This window comes from Nonomuraea sp. NPDC059194, from assembly GCF_042754765.1.
Lineage (GTDB): Bacteria > Actinomycetota > Actinomycetes > Streptosporangiales > Streptosporangiaceae > Nonomuraea.
In genome coordinates, this window is sequence record NZ_JBHZBH010000004.1 from 228,642 (window position 1) to 246,721 (window position 18,080).

The 18,080-nt window shown below is 69.0% G+C and carries 18 protein-coding genes; 5 read left to right on the forward strand and 13 right to left on the reverse strand.

From position 1 onward, the window contains the following. Window positions 1-22 precede the first annotated feature (22 nt). From araA to ACFXJ8_RS08325, 4 genes are all read right to left on the reverse strand, one after another. Window positions 23-1,477, reverse strand: a complete 1,455-nt coding sequence (gene araA / locus ACFXJ8_RS08310) for an L-arabinose isomerase (RefSeq protein ID WP_379643146.1) — start codon at window positions 1,475-1,477, stop codon at window positions 23-25. Continuing rightward, window positions 1,474-2,121 carry an L-ribulose-5-phosphate 4-epimerase gene (locus ACFXJ8_RS08315; protein ID WP_379643147.1) on the reverse strand — a complete coding sequence of 216 codons (648 nt, stop codon included), beginning with the start codon at window positions 2,119-2,121 and terminating at the stop codon, window positions 1,474-1,476. Before ACFXJ8_RS08315 ends, araA begins: the two co-directional genes overlap by 4 nt. Beyond that, entirely contained in the window at window positions 2,118-3,725 is a 1,608-nt protein-coding gene (gene araB / locus ACFXJ8_RS08320; protein ID WP_379643275.1) for a ribulokinase, read from the reverse strand. Before araB ends, ACFXJ8_RS08315 begins: the two co-directional genes overlap by 4 nt. A gap of 61 nt (window positions 3,726-3,786) precedes the next feature. Next, window positions 3,787-4,500 (reverse strand): substrate-binding domain-containing protein, encoded by a 714-nt coding sequence (locus ACFXJ8_RS08325; RefSeq protein WP_379643148.1) that lies wholly within the window; start codon window positions 4,498-4,500, stop codon window positions 3,787-3,789. 630 nt (window positions 4,501-5,130) lie between these two features. Between ACFXJ8_RS08325 and ACFXJ8_RS08330 the strand changes: the two genes are divergently transcribed. Together ACFXJ8_RS08330 and ACFXJ8_RS08335 are read left to right on the forward strand one after the other, a co-directional pair. After that, window positions 5,131-6,252, forward strand: coding sequence for a hypothetical protein (locus ACFXJ8_RS08330; protein WP_379643149.1), 1,122 nt, complete (start codon window positions 5,131-5,133; stop codon window positions 6,250-6,252). Further along, window positions 6,242-6,676: a hypothetical protein gene (locus tag ACFXJ8_RS08335; protein WP_379643150.1), complete on the forward strand. Its 435-nt coding sequence runs from the start codon at window positions 6,242-6,244 to the stop codon at window positions 6,674-6,676. Before ACFXJ8_RS08330 ends, ACFXJ8_RS08335 begins: the two co-directional genes overlap by 11 nt. A gap of 37 nt (window positions 6,677-6,713) precedes the next feature. Here ACFXJ8_RS08335 and ACFXJ8_RS08340 read toward each other — a convergent pair whose 3' ends face one another. From ACFXJ8_RS08340 to ACFXJ8_RS08360, 5 genes are all read right to left on the reverse strand, one after another. Then, window positions 6,714-6,995 (reverse strand): hypothetical protein, encoded by a 282-nt coding sequence (locus ACFXJ8_RS08340; protein ID WP_379643151.1) that lies wholly within the window; start codon window positions 6,993-6,995, stop codon window positions 6,714-6,716. Window positions 6,996-7,265: 270 nt separating this feature from the next. Next, window positions 7,266-8,321: a DUF6183 family protein gene (locus ACFXJ8_RS08345; RefSeq protein ID WP_379643152.1), complete on the reverse strand. Its 1,056-nt coding sequence runs from the start codon at window positions 8,319-8,321 to the stop codon at window positions 7,266-7,268. A gap of 26 nt (window positions 8,322-8,347) precedes the next feature. Further along, a complete protein-coding gene (locus ACFXJ8_RS08350; protein WP_379643153.1) occupies window positions 8,348-9,313 on the reverse strand; it encodes a nucleotidyl transferase AbiEii/AbiGii toxin family protein in 966 nt (321 codons plus the stop codon). Next, the gene (locus ACFXJ8_RS08355; protein ID WP_379643154.1) at window positions 9,310-9,984 is read right to left on the reverse strand and encodes a hypothetical protein; all 675 of its coding nucleotides are present in this window, start codon (window positions 9,982-9,984) and stop codon (window positions 9,310-9,312) included. The genes ACFXJ8_RS08350 and ACFXJ8_RS08355 overlap by 4 nt, the downstream gene beginning before the upstream one ends. A gap of 309 nt (window positions 9,985-10,293) precedes the next feature. Next, a complete protein-coding gene (locus ACFXJ8_RS08360) occupies window positions 10,294-10,743 on the reverse strand; it encodes a hypothetical protein (protein ID WP_379643155.1) in 450 nt (149 codons plus the stop codon). Window positions 10,744-11,380: 637 nt separating this feature from the next. Between ACFXJ8_RS08360 and merB the strand changes: the two genes are divergently transcribed. Then, the gene (gene merB, locus ACFXJ8_RS08365) at window positions 11,381-12,079 is read left to right on the forward strand and encodes an organomercurial lyase (protein WP_379643156.1); all 699 of its coding nucleotides are present in this window, start codon (window positions 11,381-11,383) and stop codon (window positions 12,077-12,079) included. Between the two features lie 9 nt (window positions 12,080-12,088). Here the strand turns inward: merB and ACFXJ8_RS08370 are convergent, their stop codons facing one another. From ACFXJ8_RS08370 to ACFXJ8_RS08385, 4 genes are all read right to left on the reverse strand, one after another. Continuing rightward, a complete protein-coding gene (locus ACFXJ8_RS08370) occupies window positions 12,089-12,925 on the reverse strand; it encodes a carbohydrate ABC transporter permease (RefSeq protein ID WP_379643157.1) in 837 nt (278 codons plus the stop codon). A 2-nt stretch (window positions 12,926-12,927) separates the two neighbouring features. Continuing rightward, complete coding sequence (locus ACFXJ8_RS08375) at window positions 12,928-13,869, reverse strand: carbohydrate ABC transporter permease (RefSeq protein ID WP_379643158.1); 942 nt, start codon at window positions 13,867-13,869, stop codon at window positions 12,928-12,930. Continuing rightward, window positions 13,866-15,155, reverse strand: coding sequence for an ABC transporter substrate-binding protein (locus ACFXJ8_RS08380; protein ID WP_379643159.1), 1,290 nt, complete (start codon window positions 15,153-15,155; stop codon window positions 13,866-13,868). Before ACFXJ8_RS08380 ends, ACFXJ8_RS08375 begins: the two co-directional genes overlap by 4 nt. Window positions 15,156-15,236: 81 nt before the next feature. Next, window positions 15,237-16,406, reverse strand: a complete 1,170-nt coding sequence (locus ACFXJ8_RS08385; RefSeq protein ID WP_379643160.1) for a trans-sulfuration enzyme family protein — start codon at window positions 16,404-16,406, stop codon at window positions 15,237-15,239. 62 nt (window positions 16,407-16,468) lie between these two features. Between ACFXJ8_RS08385 and ACFXJ8_RS08390 the strand changes: the two genes are divergently transcribed. Both ACFXJ8_RS08390 and ACFXJ8_RS08395 read left to right on the forward strand, forming a co-directional pair. Further along, complete coding sequence (locus ACFXJ8_RS08390) at window positions 16,469-17,482, forward strand: LacI family DNA-binding transcriptional regulator (RefSeq protein WP_379643161.1); 1,014 nt, start codon at window positions 16,469-16,471, stop codon at window positions 17,480-17,482. Between the two features lie 169 nt (window positions 17,483-17,651). Continuing rightward, the coding region (locus ACFXJ8_RS08395; RefSeq protein ID WP_379643162.1) for a hypothetical protein at window positions 17,652-18,080 on the forward strand (429 nt) is incomplete at its 3' end.

Genomic DNA, 18,080 nt, shown 5'->3' on the forward strand with positions numbered 1-18,080 from the left:
GCACACCACCAAGAGAACCGGGTCACAGACCTTGGGCGAGGCGGTGGTAGGCCTGGTTCCAGCGCAGTTCCTTGGCGAACTGCCTGGACGTGGTGTCGGCGTCGATGAGCAGCAGTTCGACGCCGAGCATGTCGGCCAGGTCGGTGAGCTCCTCCGCGCCGACCGCCTTCGACAGGACCGTGTGGTGCGGCGCTCCCGCGGTCAGCCAGGCCTCGGTCGAGGTGCGCAGATCGGGCCTGGGCCGCCAGACCGCGCGTGCCACCGGCAGGCTGGGCAGGGGCTCCGGCGGCGCGACCACGTCGATCTCGTTGGCCACCAGCCGGAACCTGTCGCCCATGTCCGCCAGGCCGACGACGACAGCCGGGCCAGGTTCGGCGTCGAACACCAGCCGGACCGGGTCCTCGCGGTTGCCGATGCCGAGCGGGTGGATCTCGCACGACGGGGTGTGCGCGGCGATCGACGGGCAGACCTCCAGCATGTGGGCGCCGAGGATGAGCTCCTGGCCGGGCGTCAGGTGGTAGGTGTAGTCCTCCATGAAGCTCGTGCCGCCGGGGGCCATCGCCTTCAGGGTGCGCAGCAGCACCGAGGTCTTCCAGTCGCCCTCGCCGCCGAAGCCGTACCCGTCGGCCATCAGCCGCTGTACGGCCAGGCCGGGGAGCTGGCGCAGGCCGCCGAGGTCCTCGAAGTTCGTGGTGAACGCCCTGAACCCGCCCGCCTCGAGGAAATGCCTGAGCCCGAGCTCGATCCGGGCGGCGTAGCGCAGCGACTCGTGCCGTTCGCCCAGCAGTTCGGGCGTCACGCTGTACAGGTCGGCGTACTCCTTGACCAGCGCGTTCACGTCCGCGTCCGAGGCGGCGTCGACCGCCTTCACCAGGTCGTTGACGCCGTAGGTGTTGACGGACACGCCGAACCTGAGCTGCGCCTCGACCTTGTCGCCCTCGGTGACGGCCACGTCGCGCATGTTGTCGCCGAAGCGGGCGAGCTTGAGCGTGCGCAGTTCGGCCAGGCCCGTCGCCGCCCTCGCCCATGCCTGGATGCGGTCGGCGGTGTGGGGGTCGCTGACGTGCCCGGCGACGGTCTTGCGCGCCACGCCGAGGCGCGTCTGGATGTAGCCGAACTCGCGATCGCCGTGCGCGGCCTGGTTGAGGTTCATGAAGTCCATGTCGATGGAGTTCCACGGCAGCTCGACGTTGGCCTGCGTGTGCAGGTGCAGCAGCGGTTTGCGCAACGCGTCGAGCCCGGCGATCCACATCTTGGCCGGGGAGAAGGTGTGCATCCAGGCGATGACGCCGGAGCAGGAGTCGTCGGCGTTGGCCTCCAGCATCACCCGCCTGATCTCCGCGGCGCCGGTGAGCACGGGCTTCCATTCGACCGGAACGGGGAGGGCGGCGGCGATCCGCCGGGACTGCTCGGCGACCTGGGCGAGCGTGTCGTCGCCGTAGAGCCCCTGGCTGCCGGTCAGAAACCAGATGGTCAACGTGGGCTCCTCTGTCCGTAGACGTTCTGGTAGCGGTCGTACAAACGGTCGATGTCGGCCGTCGGGATGGGCAGCGGCCGGCCGAGCTGTCGGGAGATGTGCACGGTGCGGGCCACGTCCTCGCACATCACGGCCGCCTTCACCGCGGCCCTGGGGTCCTTGCCGATGGTGAAGACCCCGTGGTTGCGCATCAGCACGGCAGGCGAACGGTGCCCCTTCAGCGTCTCCACGATCCCCTGTCCGATGGAGTCGTCGCCGATCAGCGCGAACGGCCCGACCGGGATCTCACCGCCGAACTCGTCGGCCATCGCGGTCAGCACGCACGGGATCGCCTCGTTTCGCGCGGCCCAGGCGGAGGCGTAGGTCGAGTGGGTGTGCACCACCCCACCCACCTCCGGCAGGTTGCGGTAGACGTAGGCGTGGGCCGCGGTGTCGCTGGAGGGCGCGTGGTCGCCCTCGACGAGGTTGCCGTCCAGGTCGCACACCACCATGTGCTCCGGTGTCAGCTCCTCGTAGGCGAGCCCGGACGGCTTGATGACGAACAGGTCCGTGCCGGGGATCCGGCCGGAGACGTTGCCCGCCGTCCAGGCGACGAGGTTGTTGCGCACCAGCTCCGCGTGGAGGTCGCAGACGATCTTCCTCATCCGCCTGCCTCGTTCCTGATCGCGCGCAGGGTGTGCAGCATCTGTCCGTCTCCGAAGGTCTCGTGCAGGGTGCGGTACTGGGTGTAGAGCCGGTCGTAGGCGTCGGCCCTGGCCTGGTCGGGCTGGTAGGCGGCCGCGGTGCGCTGGCCCATGGCGGCGGCGGCCCGCTGGATGTCGGGGTAGGCGCCGGCGGCGACGGCCGCGTGGATCGCCGCGCCGAGCGCGGGCCCCTGGTCGGAGCCGATCACCGACAGCGGGCAGCGCAGGACGTCGGCGTAGACCTGCATGAGGAAGCGGTTCTTGAGCAGCCCGCCCGCGACGATGAACTCCTCGACGGGGACGCCGGACTTCTCGAACGTCTCCACGATCATCCGGGCGCCGAACGCGGTGGCCTCGATGAGGGCGCGGTAGACGTCCTCGGGCCTGGTGGCCAGGGTCTGGCCGACGATGACGCCGGACAGGTCGTGGTCGACCAGCACCGAGCGGTTGCCGCCGAACCAGTCGAGGGCGACCAGGCCGTGCTGTCCCACCGCCTGCCGTTCGGCCAGCGCGGTCAGCCGTTCATGCGAGTGTCCGGCGGTGAAGGTGTCGGCGAACCAGGCGAAGATGTCGCCGACGGCCGACTGGCCTGCCTCGTAGCCCCACAGGCCCGGCACGATCCCGTCGCGCACCACGCCGCACATGCCAGGGACCTCGGCGAGCTGGTCGGAGGGCATCACGTGGCAGGTGGAGGTGCCCATGATGGCCACCATCTGTCCCGGCCGTACGGCGTCGGCCGCGGCGGCGGTGACGTGGGCGTCGACATTGCCGACGCAGATCGCGATGCCTTCGGGCAGCGTGGTCCACTCGGCGGCCCGCGCGGTCAGCCGGCCGGCGAGCCCACCGAGGGGCGCCAGCTCCACCGATGAGGGGGCGGCGGTCAGTTTGGCGACGAAGCCGGAGAAAGCAGGGTTGAGGGCCGCGAGGAAGTCAGCAGACGGATAAGAGCCGTCCTGAAATATCCCTTTATAACCGGCGGTGCAGACGTTGCGGGACTCCACGCCCGTCAGCTGCCAGACGATCCAGTCGGCCGCCTCGATCCACCGCTCCGCCCGGGCGTAGACGCCGGGATCCTCCTCCAGGACCTGCAGCCCCTTGGCGAACTCCCACTCCGAGGAGATCTTCCCGCCGTACCTGGGCAGCCAGGCTTCCCCGCGGGCCGCGGCCAGGGCGTTGATCCGGTCGGCGTGCGGCTGGGCCGCGTGGTGCTTCCACAGCTTGGGCCACGCGTGCGGCATCGACGGGGTCTCGAAGCAGAGCGGCGTGCCGTCGGCGGTGGTGGGCAGCACGGTGCAGGCGGTGAAGTCGGTCCCGAGGCCGATCACCTGCTCGAGCGAGATCCCGGCGGCGGCGATCGCGGCCGGTACGGCCAGGCGCAGCACGTCGATCCAGTCCTGCGGCGACTGCAGGGCCCAGTCGGGGCCGAGCCGCACGTCCGTGCCGGGCAGCACGGTCTCGATGACGCCGTGCGCGTATGCGTGGACCGCGCTGCCCAGTTCGGCGCCGTCCCGCACCCGGGCCACGACCGCGCGGCCGGACAGCGTGCCGAAGTCGACGCCGACCACACAGCTGTTAGCGTTCACATTCAACTCCACGATGGTTTGCTTGACAGGGGGTGTGGCGGCGCTAGAGGACGGGAGCCGTGCTCGACCTGACGACGAAGCTGGGCCGCACGACGAGCCGTTCGTAGGTGCCGGGCCCCGACGCGTCGATCTGCCGCAGCAGCACCTCGATGCTGTGCCTGCCGACGGCGTCGAAATCCTGCCTGACGGTGGTGAGCGGCGGGGAGAAGAACTCCGACTCGGGGATGTCGTCGAAGCCCACGATGCTGATCTGCTCGGGCACCTTCAGCCCCTCCTCGGTGAAGGCGCGCAGCGCGCCGAGCGCCATCTGGTCGTTGGCCGCGAAGACCGCCGTGACCCCCTCGATCGCGGCCAGCCGCTTGCCCGCGGCGTAACCGGAGCGCGGGCTCCAGTCGCCGGGCTGCGGCGCTGGTACCGGACGGCCCGCCTCTTCCAGGACGCCGCGCCAGCCTTCGAGTCTGCCCTCGGCCTCCAGCCAGTCGGAGGGGCCGCTGATGTGCCACACCGTCTCGTGGCCCAGCTCCAGCAGATGCCGCGTCGCGAGCCTGGCGCCCTCGATCTGGTCGATGCACACCACGGACACCTCGGCCCTGTGGGTGCCCTCGACGGCCACCGCGGGCAGACCGGGGGGCAGCTTCTCCAGCGCGCGGGCGGCAGAGCGCTGCGGCGCCACCACCACGACCCCGTCGACCCCCTGCTCGGCCAGATAGTCGATGGCCTCGCGGACGCTGGAGGCGTCGATCGACTTCAGGCTCACGATGCTGAGAGATTTACGGAGACGAGCACTAAGGCTCGGTTTTGATCTCTCAATGGCTCTGTTGGGGTTGGCTGTGGTGGCCAAGTGTCTGGGTGGCACCCGACGCGGACCTGTCTTCGCGGGTGTTGCGGCATTGCGGTTCGGGATAGGCCGAGGGACGCGCCTCTCCCTGGTATGACTGGTCAAGCCGACGCGGCGGAGGTATCCGTCCATGCTCACACGCCCAGGATTTGCTCTGGTATCAAACCGTGTCAGCTTTCGGCCCGGGCGTCGGCTGTGCGACATGGGGCCACGAGCATCCACGTGTCGTTCACATGTTCTATCCGGAAGGGTCAAGCGCTGGTAGCCTTACGGTTACTCACTGTGAAAGCCTGGTGTGGGCGGGGGTGCAGGGCGTGCCGGTTGGTCGGCGGTCAGGATGTGCCGGTCGTGTGGTGCGCCTGCCGGTACGAGCGCCGCTCGCAGGCATGCCATCGTGCCGCTCGCTGGTGGAGGCGGTCGAGCATGGCCACGGTTGTTGTGGCGCGCTCGATCGGCCCGGTCGTTTGTCGCCTTCGCCCGTCCCGGAACTGAGGGCGGTCGTTGAGTAAGCTCACCGCGACCGCGACCTGTACCGCTCATGGAGCGGTGGTGGAGCAGACCGGTCAGGTCGTCCCTCAGCCGCTGCTAGTGCAGCGGGTCGCCTGGCTGGCCGGCCTGGCGCAAGATCTGAGCGCCCATCTGGTCGCCTCCCGGTGGAATGCGGCGGATCTGGACGCGCTGGCCCGGGGCGTGGGGCTGGACGGGCGGGCGTTGCCGGCGAAGGGCTGGATGGCTGTCCGTCGGCTGGGCTGGGGCACGATTCCCGTCTCGGGCGTGCATCTCTGTGATCGGGTGGTGCGGTGCGCGCAGGAGCAGGCCGCCCGCACCCTACGGCTGGCGCTGTACCGCCGCCGCCTGGCGGCGGCGATCCTGGCGAGTTGGCCGGATAACCCGCGAGCGCGGACCGATACCGAATGGCAACTGCTGCGCGCGCTGCTGCCGGACGGGGTAACCGCGGCGGAGATCCGCAACCGGACCCGGCAGATCCGCGCTTACCGGGATGAGCATGGCGCGTTGCCGGCCGATCTGACCGACTTGGAGCAGCCTCCGAACGTCGCGGCGCAGATCGTGCTGGCCGCCGCCGACCGGCAACTGGTCACCTTGGAGCGCACCGGCGACCACAGCGCCCTGTTGCGAGTGCGGCTGCCGCTGGTGGAGACTCCCGCCTCCGGCCGGGAATGGGCCTGGCACGTGCTGCATGTGGCTTTGCCGCCGACCGTGCCCGCGCAGGCGGCGCTGTGCACCCCCACCCTGCGAGTACGAAACGGCCGGGTGCGCGTCGACCTGCCGTTCCAGACCCCGATCAGCTTCGCGCCCGCCACCGGACATGCGACCGCGGTGGGGTTCGACTGGGGCCTCAACACGCTACTCACCGGCGTGACCGGGCACCTGACCAACGGCGGCCGGGTGATCTGCGATGGGCGGCCACTCACCTACGACGCCACCGCAATCTCCGCAAAACTGCACCGGCTGCGGGCCGAGCGTGAGCACCTGGCCGCCAAGCACCAGCACCAGGAAACCCTCCTGTCTGGCATGACCATCGCCGATCCCCCACCGACCTGCACCCCCGACCGGAGGCGCGGGACAGATCCAAGAACCGCCCCACCCCGAAACATCCCGCCCCTTGCGCCCGGGCACGTCCACAGGCTCATGGGTGCATGTGGCCGGTGAAGAGTTCCTCTCCCACATCACGACGTACGCCGGGGCGGACGCGTCAGCAGCGGAGGACACCGTGTGGATCGACATCCCCGCTGGAGGTGTCGACGCGGGCGCTGTAGGTGAGGCGTTGACCGAGGCCGGCGAGGTGCTCAGAGTGCGCTTCGCCTCGTCAGGTTCGCCCCTGACCTTCTACGCCTGGCACGACGAGCAGGCTGGGCAGCTTCGCCTCTCGATGAGCCGGGCCTGCCCTGACGCGTTGCCCTTCGGCGGCTCCTATCGGCCTGACACCGAGCCGACCGCGGTGGCCGAGTCGATATCCGCAGACGTACTGCCCGGAGTGGTGCTCTGGGAGGACCTCCGGTCTGACAGCACCGAGGACGAGGTCGACATGGTGCCGTTCCCGGTCTACGTGGTACCGCTCGGAGCAGCGGGGTGATCGGCGCCATGCTGATCCGTTCAGTGCGAGCGCCGCATCACGACAGTGCGCGCGCGGCCGACCGCAGTTGCTTCTGCGCGTCCAGCTTGTTGTCGACGCTCTGCCACCATGGGTGGTCGATCAGACCGGTCAGGCGCATCAGCCGCTCGGCTCGCGCCTCCGCGAGCGCCGCTCGCTGCTCGTCGGTGAACTCCGCCTCCCCCGCCAGGACGGCGACCGATGACGGCAGGGTGGCCGTCACCTCCTCGACTCGGGCGTCGGCCTCGTCGTAGGCGCGCTGAGCCGCGATCAAATCGTCAGGCAGGTCGAAGTCAGCCATGATTCCCCCCGGTCACAGCGCAGTTTGTGAGCCGATACTACGACTGGTGGGAATGGTCGGAGAGACCGCCCCGCCGTCCGGACATCGCCCACTTGAGGTGCGTTCGACGAACGCGTCAGCAGGGTGACGGCACAGCCGCTGAAGGTGTGCCGCGGCAGGGGTCGCGCCGCCGAAGGAACTCCCCGTTGGCCTCAGGCATCACGTCAGCAGATCTCGATCACGAGGCTGATTCCGCCATCGTCCCGCCCCACTCCGCGGGGACATTCTCTGTCAGTCCTCGTCGGTGGCGGCGAGCACGGAGACCATGAGACGAGCGGGGTCGAGCGCCGCGACGCCCACGTCCCAGGCCACCTGGTGGAACCATTCGGTCGAGGCGTCGAACAACGCCCAGGTCCGGTCGGCGACCTCTTCGATGTCGGTGGCGCCCGCGAGGGCGATCATGGATCGCCAGGCCAGCAACCGGCCGTAGGCGCCGCCACGACCGCTGCCGTATGCCGAGCCGGTGGAGGCCGCGGCGAACAAGACCCGCATCACCTGCGACGGCGTGGCAGCGTGCACGTGAATCTCCCCCTTGCCCGTCAAGCAGGCCAGGCCCAGGCCGTCCAGAAGTCTCGCGTCCAGGCCGATGGGCGCGCGGAGCCGGAACACACGAGCCTCGAGGCGGCCGTTGGAGTCGCTCACCCAGTTGTCCACCGCCGCCGTCAGCTGTTCGGGGACGGGCAGTTCGTCGACGGGCAGTCGACCTGATGGGCGGCGTCGCGTGCCGCGCTGACCGCTGGGCCCGAACGGTAGCTCAACAGCCGCGCCGCGCAAGCCGTACGACGGCAGATCCAGCTCTTCCTCGACGCCAAGCAGGCCCAGTGGGAGCGCGGCCAGGGGATGGCCGACGAGCGCGAGATGGTCGGCCGCCTGACGGACCTGATCGGCCTGGCCGATGTCCGGGTGTCGCAACACCAGTTCCTGAGTCAGGCAGGCGAAGAACTCCAGCGCCTGCTTGTGCCTGCCGTACAGCGGGAGCAGGTGGTCCACCGGCTGGGCCGCCGCGAGTTGGCCTGCCGCCGATCGCAGCCTCGCCCTGCTCCGTTCCGCGGCGGCCAACCTGACGGCGTGTGCGGCGTTGGCCTCGCCGGGGGTGAGCAGCAGGGCTCGCTGTGCCTGATCGAGTACGGCGTCGCGCTGCCATCCCGGACCGGCGGATCGCAGGGCCACGACAAGGTCGTACAGCTCCCCCGCCCGTCCCTCAGCCGCCGCTTGCTCGATCAGGTCGTAGTGATCGGTGACGTCGTCGACTGTGTGCAACTGGGAGAGCAGGTCGGTCAACGGCATGCTCGCTCCCACCTCCAGAGCGCAGGTCACGACAGGGCGCGGGCCAGCCGCTGCAACCAGGTCGCCGCGCGCCCCTTCACCTGCGGATATTCTGCACGGAACTCGGCCCAGTCGGGCATCTCCAGCGACCGGACCGCTTCGGCGTCGAAGACCGTCGCCTCTCGCTCGCCCAGCGCGTCGACAAGCACCTGCCTGAGCAGGCCCGGCGGGAGCGAGACCCGCTCGGCCAACAGGACGGCGTCGTAGAGGTCCTTGCCCTGCGGGTACATGTCCGAGGCCAGCCAGAGGATCTTCCACGCCAGCGACAGCTCGGGAGTGACCGCCTGGACCAGGGTCGACGAGGCCCCACCCGCCCGAGGGATCAGCGTCACCGTCGGCGGGACCGGCAGCTTCTCGTTGAAGACGAAGTCGAGCTGGACCGTCCCCGACGGCAGCCCGTCAGCGTGCCAGGTGAACACCAGCCGCCGTCCGGGAGCACGTTCGTAGGTCCAGATGTCGTCCACCGCGATGTCGTCGGCGTCGACGCGCACCCCGTCCAAGGCGATGGGGTGCGCGGTGGCAGCGGCGACGACGTCCTTGAACATCGCCGCGGTGAGCGGGCTTTCCAGGTTGACCGTGTACGGCACCACCCAGTCCAGGTCCCCCGGCTCACGCGCGCGTTCTCCGACCCATGCCTCCAGCAGCAGGCTCCCCCGCAGGACCAGGTGCTCGCTCCACGGCGAGTCGGCGACGATCTGGACCAGGTGGTCAATCGCGATCCGTCTGGCCTGCCGCCAGCGCCGTCCCGTCCGCTCGTCCTCGAAGACCGGCTCACCGGCGCGGAACGCCCGGGCGAACTGCTTCAGTGCGGGATCGAAGATCGGCGGCTGCCGTACTCCTTCGCCGTGCGTGACCGGCAGGTAGGTCGCCGGGAAGTCCGGCAGCCCTCGCCCGGCCACCCACTGCTGATCCGGCACGCTCATGCCCTTGTACCGCTCCCAGGACGATGTCATCGCTCCTCGATCCAGCCGTGGTCGATCTCGGGGTTGTCGTCGCACACCACGAACTCCTGCTCGGCCTCCAGTACGGCGAAGCCGCCCGCGTCCAACGCCTCCAGCAGCGCCTCGAAGCGCCTGCGGGCCGTAGGCAGCCCGACACCGCGGCACCGTTGGGTGACGAACCGTTCATGGGAGCCGTCTTCACGTGTTCGCCGGGCATTACGTGACACGTGCGCCGAATGCGCCTGTGCCAGCTCTTCCAGGAGGATCACATCGTCGCGCGCCAGAATCTTGATGTGGTGCTCGAAGTAGCGGCCCGACATCACCACGTCGTCCTGTGGCACGTCGTCGTTCCACGGGGCGGCCTCGATCTTCACACGGACCACGGTGAACCCCTCCGCGGCCAGCTTCGCCGCGCACTCAGCCGCCGCGACCCGCTGCTCGCCCAGCGTGCCGCGACCGGCGAGGGTGATCATGGGCTGGGAGGCGATCCGACCCCGTGCGAGCACGATGTGAGTGAACATCATCCCGTTCGCCCGCGCCCAGCGGCCCAGCCGGTCGGAGTCGTCGCTCGCGGCCACGGTCAGGTGGATGTCGAAGACCCCGCGAAGCTGGTCATGCGCTCGCCCCGAGCACCACGCGCAGCCTGCGGGCCGCCCACTCGCGCAGTTCGCCACGCAGCTCATCGGGACAGCCCTGATTGGTAGTGGCCGAGTCCCGCGCGCACCGCTCTTTGAGCCCCATCACCCGCCTATCGTTCCACGCGGCGAACGGCGCGCTTTCAGCCGACCGGGGCTGTCGCCGCGCCGGTCAGCCGGGGGTCGTGGCGGCAGGGACCGCGCCGAGGCCGATGTACTGACAAGCGAGCGCTATCAGTACATCGGCCCCGTTGGTGTGGCGACCGGCGGCTCACGCACGTGATCCGATATCTCGGTGGTTTTCGAGTGAATGTGGAGCCGGACGCCCACTGTCTGGCGCCGGCGCGGCCGGGCAGGTTACCGCCCACCCCACTTCGCCCGCCGAGGTGCGAATCTCGACAGTTCCCGACGATTGACCACGGAATTGTTGTGGCGCTCTACGGAATCGTGGTTACGCGCTACGGGATTTTGGTGGCGCGCTGCGGACGCGCGCACGCCGAGCAGGTCGGCCAGGTCAGCGGCATTGACCGTGCCGTCTTGGTTGCTCAGCTCATTGTCTCCGATGATGATGAGCGACCTGTTCGGGCAGAAGCCGCAGATGTCCTTTCGGTACCATTTCCCGAGCCGTGCGAGCCTGACATCGTCGTCGTCGTCGTCATCGGCGACGGCGCGGGTGACCATCTCGGCTGGGTTCCCCCCGTTCACACCGGCCCACACCGCAGGCGAGGCCTGCGCCACGGCAGCGGTCGGGACAAGGAAAGCCGAGGCCAGCGCCCCGACGACAAGCAGCTTCAGCCGCGATCGCATCTCTGAATTTCCTCTCGGTATTTCGCCGAATGCCATGCCGGAAAGGAGGACCGGCATCGAAGAGTCTCGTGGTAGCTCGCCCCACCGGGACCCCAAAAGACCCAATGCGTTCGTATCCAGAACCGATAAAAGCGCACGGCAAACTATATACATGAGTTGATAATTCTCTTCGCTCTTAATGTTTGATTTAACGCGATCAACCGAGACAAGCCGTGATTATGGCCATTTGTCGGACCCGCGGTCGGCCGCGCGCACCGGGGTGTGGGGCGCCCCCGCCCATCCACCCAAGGCGTTGATCACCTAGCCTGCGTCTATGCTCAGCAACCTCTCGATCCGCCGATACCACCCGAGAGACGAGGGCGCGGTGGTCGACGTGTGGTCACGTGCCGCGCGCCTGGCTCACCCGTTCATCCTCGGGCGAGGGCCAAGGCGAACGCGCTCGCAGAATACGTGAGGTCTACCTCGTCCAGGCCGGCAACTGGGTTGCCGAGCAGGGGAACGTCATCGCCATGCGCCGGGCCGCCGGCCACGGCTGATTCCGATGAAGCCGCGCAGGGGATCTCAGGTCGGCCACGCCGTACGCGGCGACCGCCCGACCCAGGGCCTCCGCGTCGAGGATCGCGGGAAGGGAACCAACATGATCGACGACCGGACAGAGGACGTGCGGGTGGCCGTCTACCGGGGCTTCGCGCGAACCGGGCGACCACCCGGCACGAGCGAGCTGGCCTCCGCCACCGGACTGCCCCCCGAGCAGGTACGGCAGGCCCTTCGGCGGCTGCACGCGAGCCGGGACCTGGTCCTGGGCGGCGACGCGACCGCCGAGGTCGACGGCGAGCGCATCGTCATGGCCCACCCGTTCGCCTCCGTCCCGCTCGGCTTCTCGGTCATGGGCGAGCGCACCCTGTGGTGGGGCGGCTGCGCGTGGGACTCCTTCGCCATTCCCCACCTGCTGCCCGAGGTCCCCGACGTGCTGGTCGCCACGCGCTGTCCCGGCTGCGACAGCGCGCACGCCTGGGTGGTCGGCCGCGACGCCCCGCCGCCCGGCGGGCAGGTGGCGCACTTCCTCGTCCCCGTCCAGCGGGTCTGGGACGACGTCGTGCACTCCTGCGCCAACCAGCGGCTGTTCTGCTCCGTCAGGTGCGTGGACCGGTGGCTGGAGCACGCCGGGGAGCGGCGCGGCTACGTCATGGACCTCGCGACCCTGTGGCGGCTGGCCCGCGGCTGGTACGCCGGGCGGCTGGAGTTCGGCTACACCCGCCGCGACCCGTCCTCGGCCGCCGCCTACTTCGCCGAGGTGGGCCTGCGCGGCCCGTTCTGGGGGCTGCCGGACTCCTGAGAAACCCGCTCAGCCCTTGACCGCGCCTGACGTGAGGCCCTCCACGATGTAGCGGCGGGCGAATGAGAACAGCACCAGCGTGGGCACGATCGAGACCACCGTGGCGGCCGCCATCGGCCCCCAGTCGATGTCGTACTGCGTGATGAACGAGTTCATCGCCACCGGGATGGTCTTGGTCTCCTCACTGTCGATGAAGGCGATGGCGAGGAAGAGCTCGTTCCAGCACTGCACGAAACCGAAGATGAACGTGGCCGCGATGCCGGGCAGCATGACCGGGACGACCACGCGCAGCATCGCCGTCAGCCGCGAGCAGCCGTCCACCATGGCCGCCTCCTCGAGCGCGGCGGGGACGCGCTCGTAGAAGCCGCGCATGATGATCGTCGAGAACGGCACGAGCATGGCGACGTAGACCAGCATCAGCCCGCTCATCTGGTTGAGCAGGCCGAGGTCGGACATCATCAGGTACAGCGGGCCGAGCGCGATGAACAGCGGGATCATCTGGGTGACCAGGTAGGCGAGCATGAGCGCGCCACGTCCAGGAAAGTGGAAGCGGGCCAATACGTAGCCGCCCAGCACGCCGATCGCGGTGACCACGGCTCCCGACACCAGCGAGACGATCAGGCTGTTGCGCAGGTAGCCGCCGAAGGAGGAGAAGGAGAACAGCTCGCGGTAGTGCTCCAGCGTGGCGCTGCCCGGCAGGTAGCGCAGCGGCACCGCGAAGATCTCCGCGGTGGGTTTCAGCGAGGTGACCAGGATCCAGTAGAGCGGGAAGACGGTGATCAGCAGCCACAGGCCGAGCACGACGGCCTTCGCGACGCGGGCGATCAGCGGGGTCGGGTGGTGCACGGTCAGTCCCTCGCCTTCTCGAACCGCGTGGCGTTGAGGTAGAAGATGCTGAACGACAGCAGCAGGCCCAGCACGACGATGCCGACCGCGCCCGCCTTCCCGTAGTCGCCGTTCTGCACCTGCTCGATGAGGTAGGTCGTGGCGATGTGGGTGCTGCCCGCAGGGCCGCCGCCGGTCATCGAGTAGATGAGGTCGGGGAAGTTGAGGATCCAGATGACCCGCAGCAGCACGATGAGCACCAGGGTGGTCCGGATCGCCGGCAGCGTCACGTGGACGAACTGCCTGATGCGGGAGGCGCCGTCGACGTCCGCCGCCTCGTACAGCTCCCTGGGCACCGACTGGAGCGCCGCCATGATCATGATGGCGAAGAACGTCACGCCGTACCAGATGTTGGCGACGATGAGCGAGGTCATCGCCCACCCGGGCGTGGCGAGGAAACCGATCGGCTCCTCGACCAGCCCGATCTTGATCAGGAGGTCGTTGACGACGCCGAACTCGCCGTTGAACATCCATCGCCACAGCAGGCCGATGAGGAAGCCGGACATCGCCCAGGGGAAGAACACCCATGCCTGGTAGAGGCCGCGACCGCGGAAGTGCCGCCGCAGCAGCAGCGCCAGGCCGAAGCCGAGCACGAGCTGGCCGGTCAGCGACGCGACCACCCAGATCCCCGTGTTGCCGAGCGCGGTCCAGAACTGCTCGTCGGCCAGGACCGCGCGGAAGTTCTCGAATCCGACGAACGGCGTGGCGGTCAGGTCGAACAGGTTGTAGCGCTGGAAGGCGATCACGCCGCCCCTGATCATGGGGTAGTACGTGAACGCCATGACGAACACCACGCCGGGCAGCAGGCAGAGCGCGATGAAGCGGGCCCGCCGCCCGTCGAAGGCCGGCCGGGCCGCGCGGGCGACGCTCCGCCCGCGCGCGCCGATGTCCTTGACCGCTGTCACGACGTCTTCTTCTTCGCCTGATCGGTCCAGAAGGCGTCCCATGCGCTCAGCACACCCGCGACCGTCTTGTCACCGGTCAGCAGCGACTGGATGTCCTTGTCCGCCGCCTGCTGCCACTCGCTCCAGCCGGGGTAGTCGACCGGCCTGATGGTGATCACCTGCTTGTCGTCCTGCTGGGCGTCCAGGTACGCCTTCCAGGCTCCCTGCGCGAACTCGGGGTCCTGCTGGGCGGCCGTGCTGATCGGGATGAGCGAGTTGCCCTTGGCGAACGCCGTGCTCTGGGTGCTCTCACTGAGGAACTGGACGAGCTTGACCGCCTCGGCCCGGTGCGTGCTGAAGGACGTCACGCCCCAGCCCGCGTACCCGACGGGCTGCAGCGCGTACCCGCTCGGGCCCTTGGGGATCGGGGCGGTGCTCCACCCGTCCTTCGCGATGCCGCTCTCCATGACCGTCTTGATCACTTCGGGGTCCTGGATGAGCATGCCGGTGACGTTGGAGGTGAAGCCCTGCACCATCTCGGGGAAGCTCCACGAGACCGAGTCGGCCGGTGCGGCCTCCTTGAACAGGCGCAGGAACAGGTCCATGGCCTGCGCGGCCTCGGGCGTGGACCAGATCGTCCTGCCGTCCTTCAGGAAGAACGACTTGGCCGGGTCGACCTTGTCGCCGTTGAAGGCGCTGACGATCAGGACGGCGTAGTCGAAACCGCCCTTGCCGCCGCGGAAGGAGTAGCCGTAGCGCCGCTTGCCCTTGTCGGTCAGTTTCCTGGCGGTTTCGTAGACCTCCTGCCACGTGGCCGGCGGCTGCGCGACGCCGGCGTCGCGCAGCCAGTCCGACCGGTAGAAGAGCACCTTCTCGTAGAAGCCATAGGGGATGAGGTACGGCTTGCCGCCCACCTCGACGGCCTTCTTCCTGGCGAGGTCGGTCAGCCCGGTCCAGCCGGACCAGCTCTGCACGGGAAGCTCGGCCAGCCAGCCGTTGTTGGAGAACGACTTGGCGGTGTGGTCGCGGACCTCGAGGACGTCGATGCCCTTCTTGGTCTGCAGCACCTGGGTGATCTTCTGGTCGGCGTTCTCCAGGGGTGGCGAGATCAGCTCGACCTTGATCCCGGGGTTCTGCCGCTCGAAGTCGGAAAGCAGCTTCTTGATCAGCTTGGTGCGGTCCGGGCTGGTGAGGCTCTCGATCATGCGCAGCCTGACCGTGCCCTCGGCGTCGTCGGAACCGCAGCCGGCCACGGTCATGGTCAGCACGCCGGCCAGCAGGAGGGCGAGCCTGCGGGGTCTAGTCATGGTCTCCCCAGGGGTGTCCGATTGACAGCGCTGTCACAACGTTGAATGACGGGGATGCTACACGGAGCCATCCGTGAGCCGTCAAGATGTCGCCAGCGCATCGGCGAGATCGGCGATGAGGGTGTCGGCGTCCTCCAGCCCCACCGAGAGGCGGACCAGGCCCACCGGGATCCCCATGGTGGCCCGTACCGACTCCTGCGTGGTGAGCGCGGGCGCGCTGACCAGGCTCTCGAATCCACCCCACGAGACGCCGATGCGGAAGTGGCGCAGCGCGTCGACGAAGGCGGCCACCCGCGCGAGGTCGTCGGTGTCCAGCTCGACGCTGAAGACGCTGGAGAAGCCGCTCATCTGCGCGCGGGCGAGCTCGTGGCCCGGATGGCCGGGCAGGCCCGGATGGTTGACCGCGCGGATCGCGGGGTGCTTGGCCAGGAACTCCGCCACTTTCAGGCCGCGTTCCTGGTGCGCCGGCATGCGGACGGGCAGGGTGCGCAGCCCCTTGATCGCCTTGGCCGCCTCGTGGGCCGACAGCGCGGCGCCGTACAGCTGGTATTCGGTCAGCGCCAGCGGCCTGATCAGTGCCGCCGGGCCGGCCACGACGCCGCCGACGAGGTCGCTGTGGCCGCCGATGTACTTCGACAGCGAGTGGACGACCAGGTCGACGCCCATGGTGAGCGGTTTCTGGAACAGCGGCGTCGCCCAGGTGTTGTCCATCACCGTGGTCAGCTCCCGCTCGCGCGCCCATCCGGTGAAGGCGCGCAGGTCGATGATCCCGTAGCGCATGTACGACGGCGACTCCAGATACAGCACGCGGGACCCGGTTCTGACAACGCTGTCAAGTGCGGCAGGATTATCGGTGTGCACCGTCGAATGCGAGACTCCGAACTTTTCCAGATAACGGAGGAACTGGGTGGTCGGGCCGTAGACCGCGCCCACCACGATCACATGGTCTCCCGCCGAGACCAGCGAGGAGATCGTCGCCGCGATGGCGCCCATCCCGGACGCGAAACACTTGGCGCGCTCCGCCCGTTCGAGCGCGGCGATCTTACGCTGGAGCACGTCCACGGTGGGGTTGGTGCCGCGCGAGTAGACGTAGTTCTCGTCCTCGGCCGCCAGGCCCTCCGCCAGCGCGTGCGCCGTGGGGAAGGTGAACAGGGAGTTCTCGAAGACCGGCGGGTTCACCGCGCCCGACATCCAGGGCTCGTCCTCGCCGTACCGGCCGCAGATCCAGCTGTCGTCGATGTGTTCGTACATGACTGCGCAAGGTACAACATGTTCCGGGACGTGCACTCGGGCACCCCAGAGAAGGGATGGGGATGAACCGCCGACGAACCACGATGGCCGACGTCGCCCGGCACGCCGGGGTCAGCCTCAAGACGGTCTCCCGCGTGGTGAACCAGGAGCCCCACGTACGCCAGGACCTGGTCCAGCGCGTCCAGGACGCGATCACCACGCTGGGGTTCCGGCGCAACGAGGCCGCCAGCCGGCTGGCGCGCGGCGGCTCGGTCCTCACCCTCGGCCTGGTTATCGAGAACATCTCCAACGAGTTCTACTCCAGCCTGGCCAAAGCCGTCGAACGGGCGGCCTCGGCGCACGAGGCGCTGGTGGTGTTCGGCAGCTACGAGGAGCGGGCCGACCGCGAGGTCATGCTCATCGACACGATGTACGGCAGAGGCGTCGACGCCATGGTCATCGTCCCCACCGCGGGGGACCACACCTGGCTGGCCGACTACCTCGCGAGCGGGCTCACCGCAGTGTTCGTCGACCGGGTGCCCGAAGGGCTGCCCAACACCGACGCCGTCCTGCTCGACGCCGAGGCCGGCGGCCGGCTCGCCACCCGGCACCTGCTCGCCTACGGTCATCGGCGGATCGCCCTGATCTCGGACAACGACCCGCTGAGCTCGGTGCACGCCCGAGCGGAGGGATACCGTACGGCCCTGCGCGCGGCCGGGGTCGCCGTCGATCCCGCGTTGTGCGTGACCGGCCTGTTCGACCCCTGGCAGGTGGAGCAGGAGGTGCTGCGGCTGCTCGCGCTGCCCGACCCGCCGACGGCGTTCTTCGTGACCAACAACAGGGCCGCGATCGGCCTCATGCAAGCCCTGCGCGACCGTCCGGGGCCACGCCCCGCGTTCGTCGGGTTCGACGACTTCGAGATGGCGGGGGTGTTCACGCCCGGGGTCACCGTGGTGCGCTACGACATCAGCCGCCTCGGCAGCGCGGCGGTGGAACTGCTGCTCGCCCGGGTGCGGGACCCCGCGCGGCCCAGCCAGCGGGTGACCGTACCGGTGGAGCTGGTCGTCAGGGGCTCGGGAGAGCTCCCCCCGAGCTGACCGCCCGGTCCTGGATGCTCTGCTTGGAGCCTTGTTCGTTCGGTACTGACGCCCGGTGTGGCCGACAGGCGACACGCCGATCCCGACGCTTAACCTGCGGAAAGAAGGTGACTGAAGACGACTCATGTGGCACGTCGGTGGACGTGTCCACGTTCTCTGGAGGCCAAGGATGGCAACGCCCGCACCGAGTATCGCCGCCGTTTCACGCAGGCCCGACCACATGGAGGTCTTCTGGGTCGACCCCGCGGACAGATCCATCCGGCACGCGTACTGGTACGACCAAGGCGACAGACGCTGGAAGCTGGAGCCGCAGTCCAAGATCACAGGACCCCAGGTCGCCGCACCACAGACGAGCATCGCCGCACTCGCCCGCAAACCCGGCACCATGGAGGTCTTCTGGATCGGACAGGACGGATCGGTCCAGCACGCGTTCTGGTACGAAGGAGCGGGGCCCTGGCAGCAGGGCGACCAGGCGAGGATCGCCCCCGCTGGAGTCGCGGCACCCCAGGCGGGCATCGCCGCCGTTTCACGCAGGCCCGACCACATGGAAGTCTTCTGGGTCGACCCCGCAGACAGATCCATCCGACACGCCTACTGG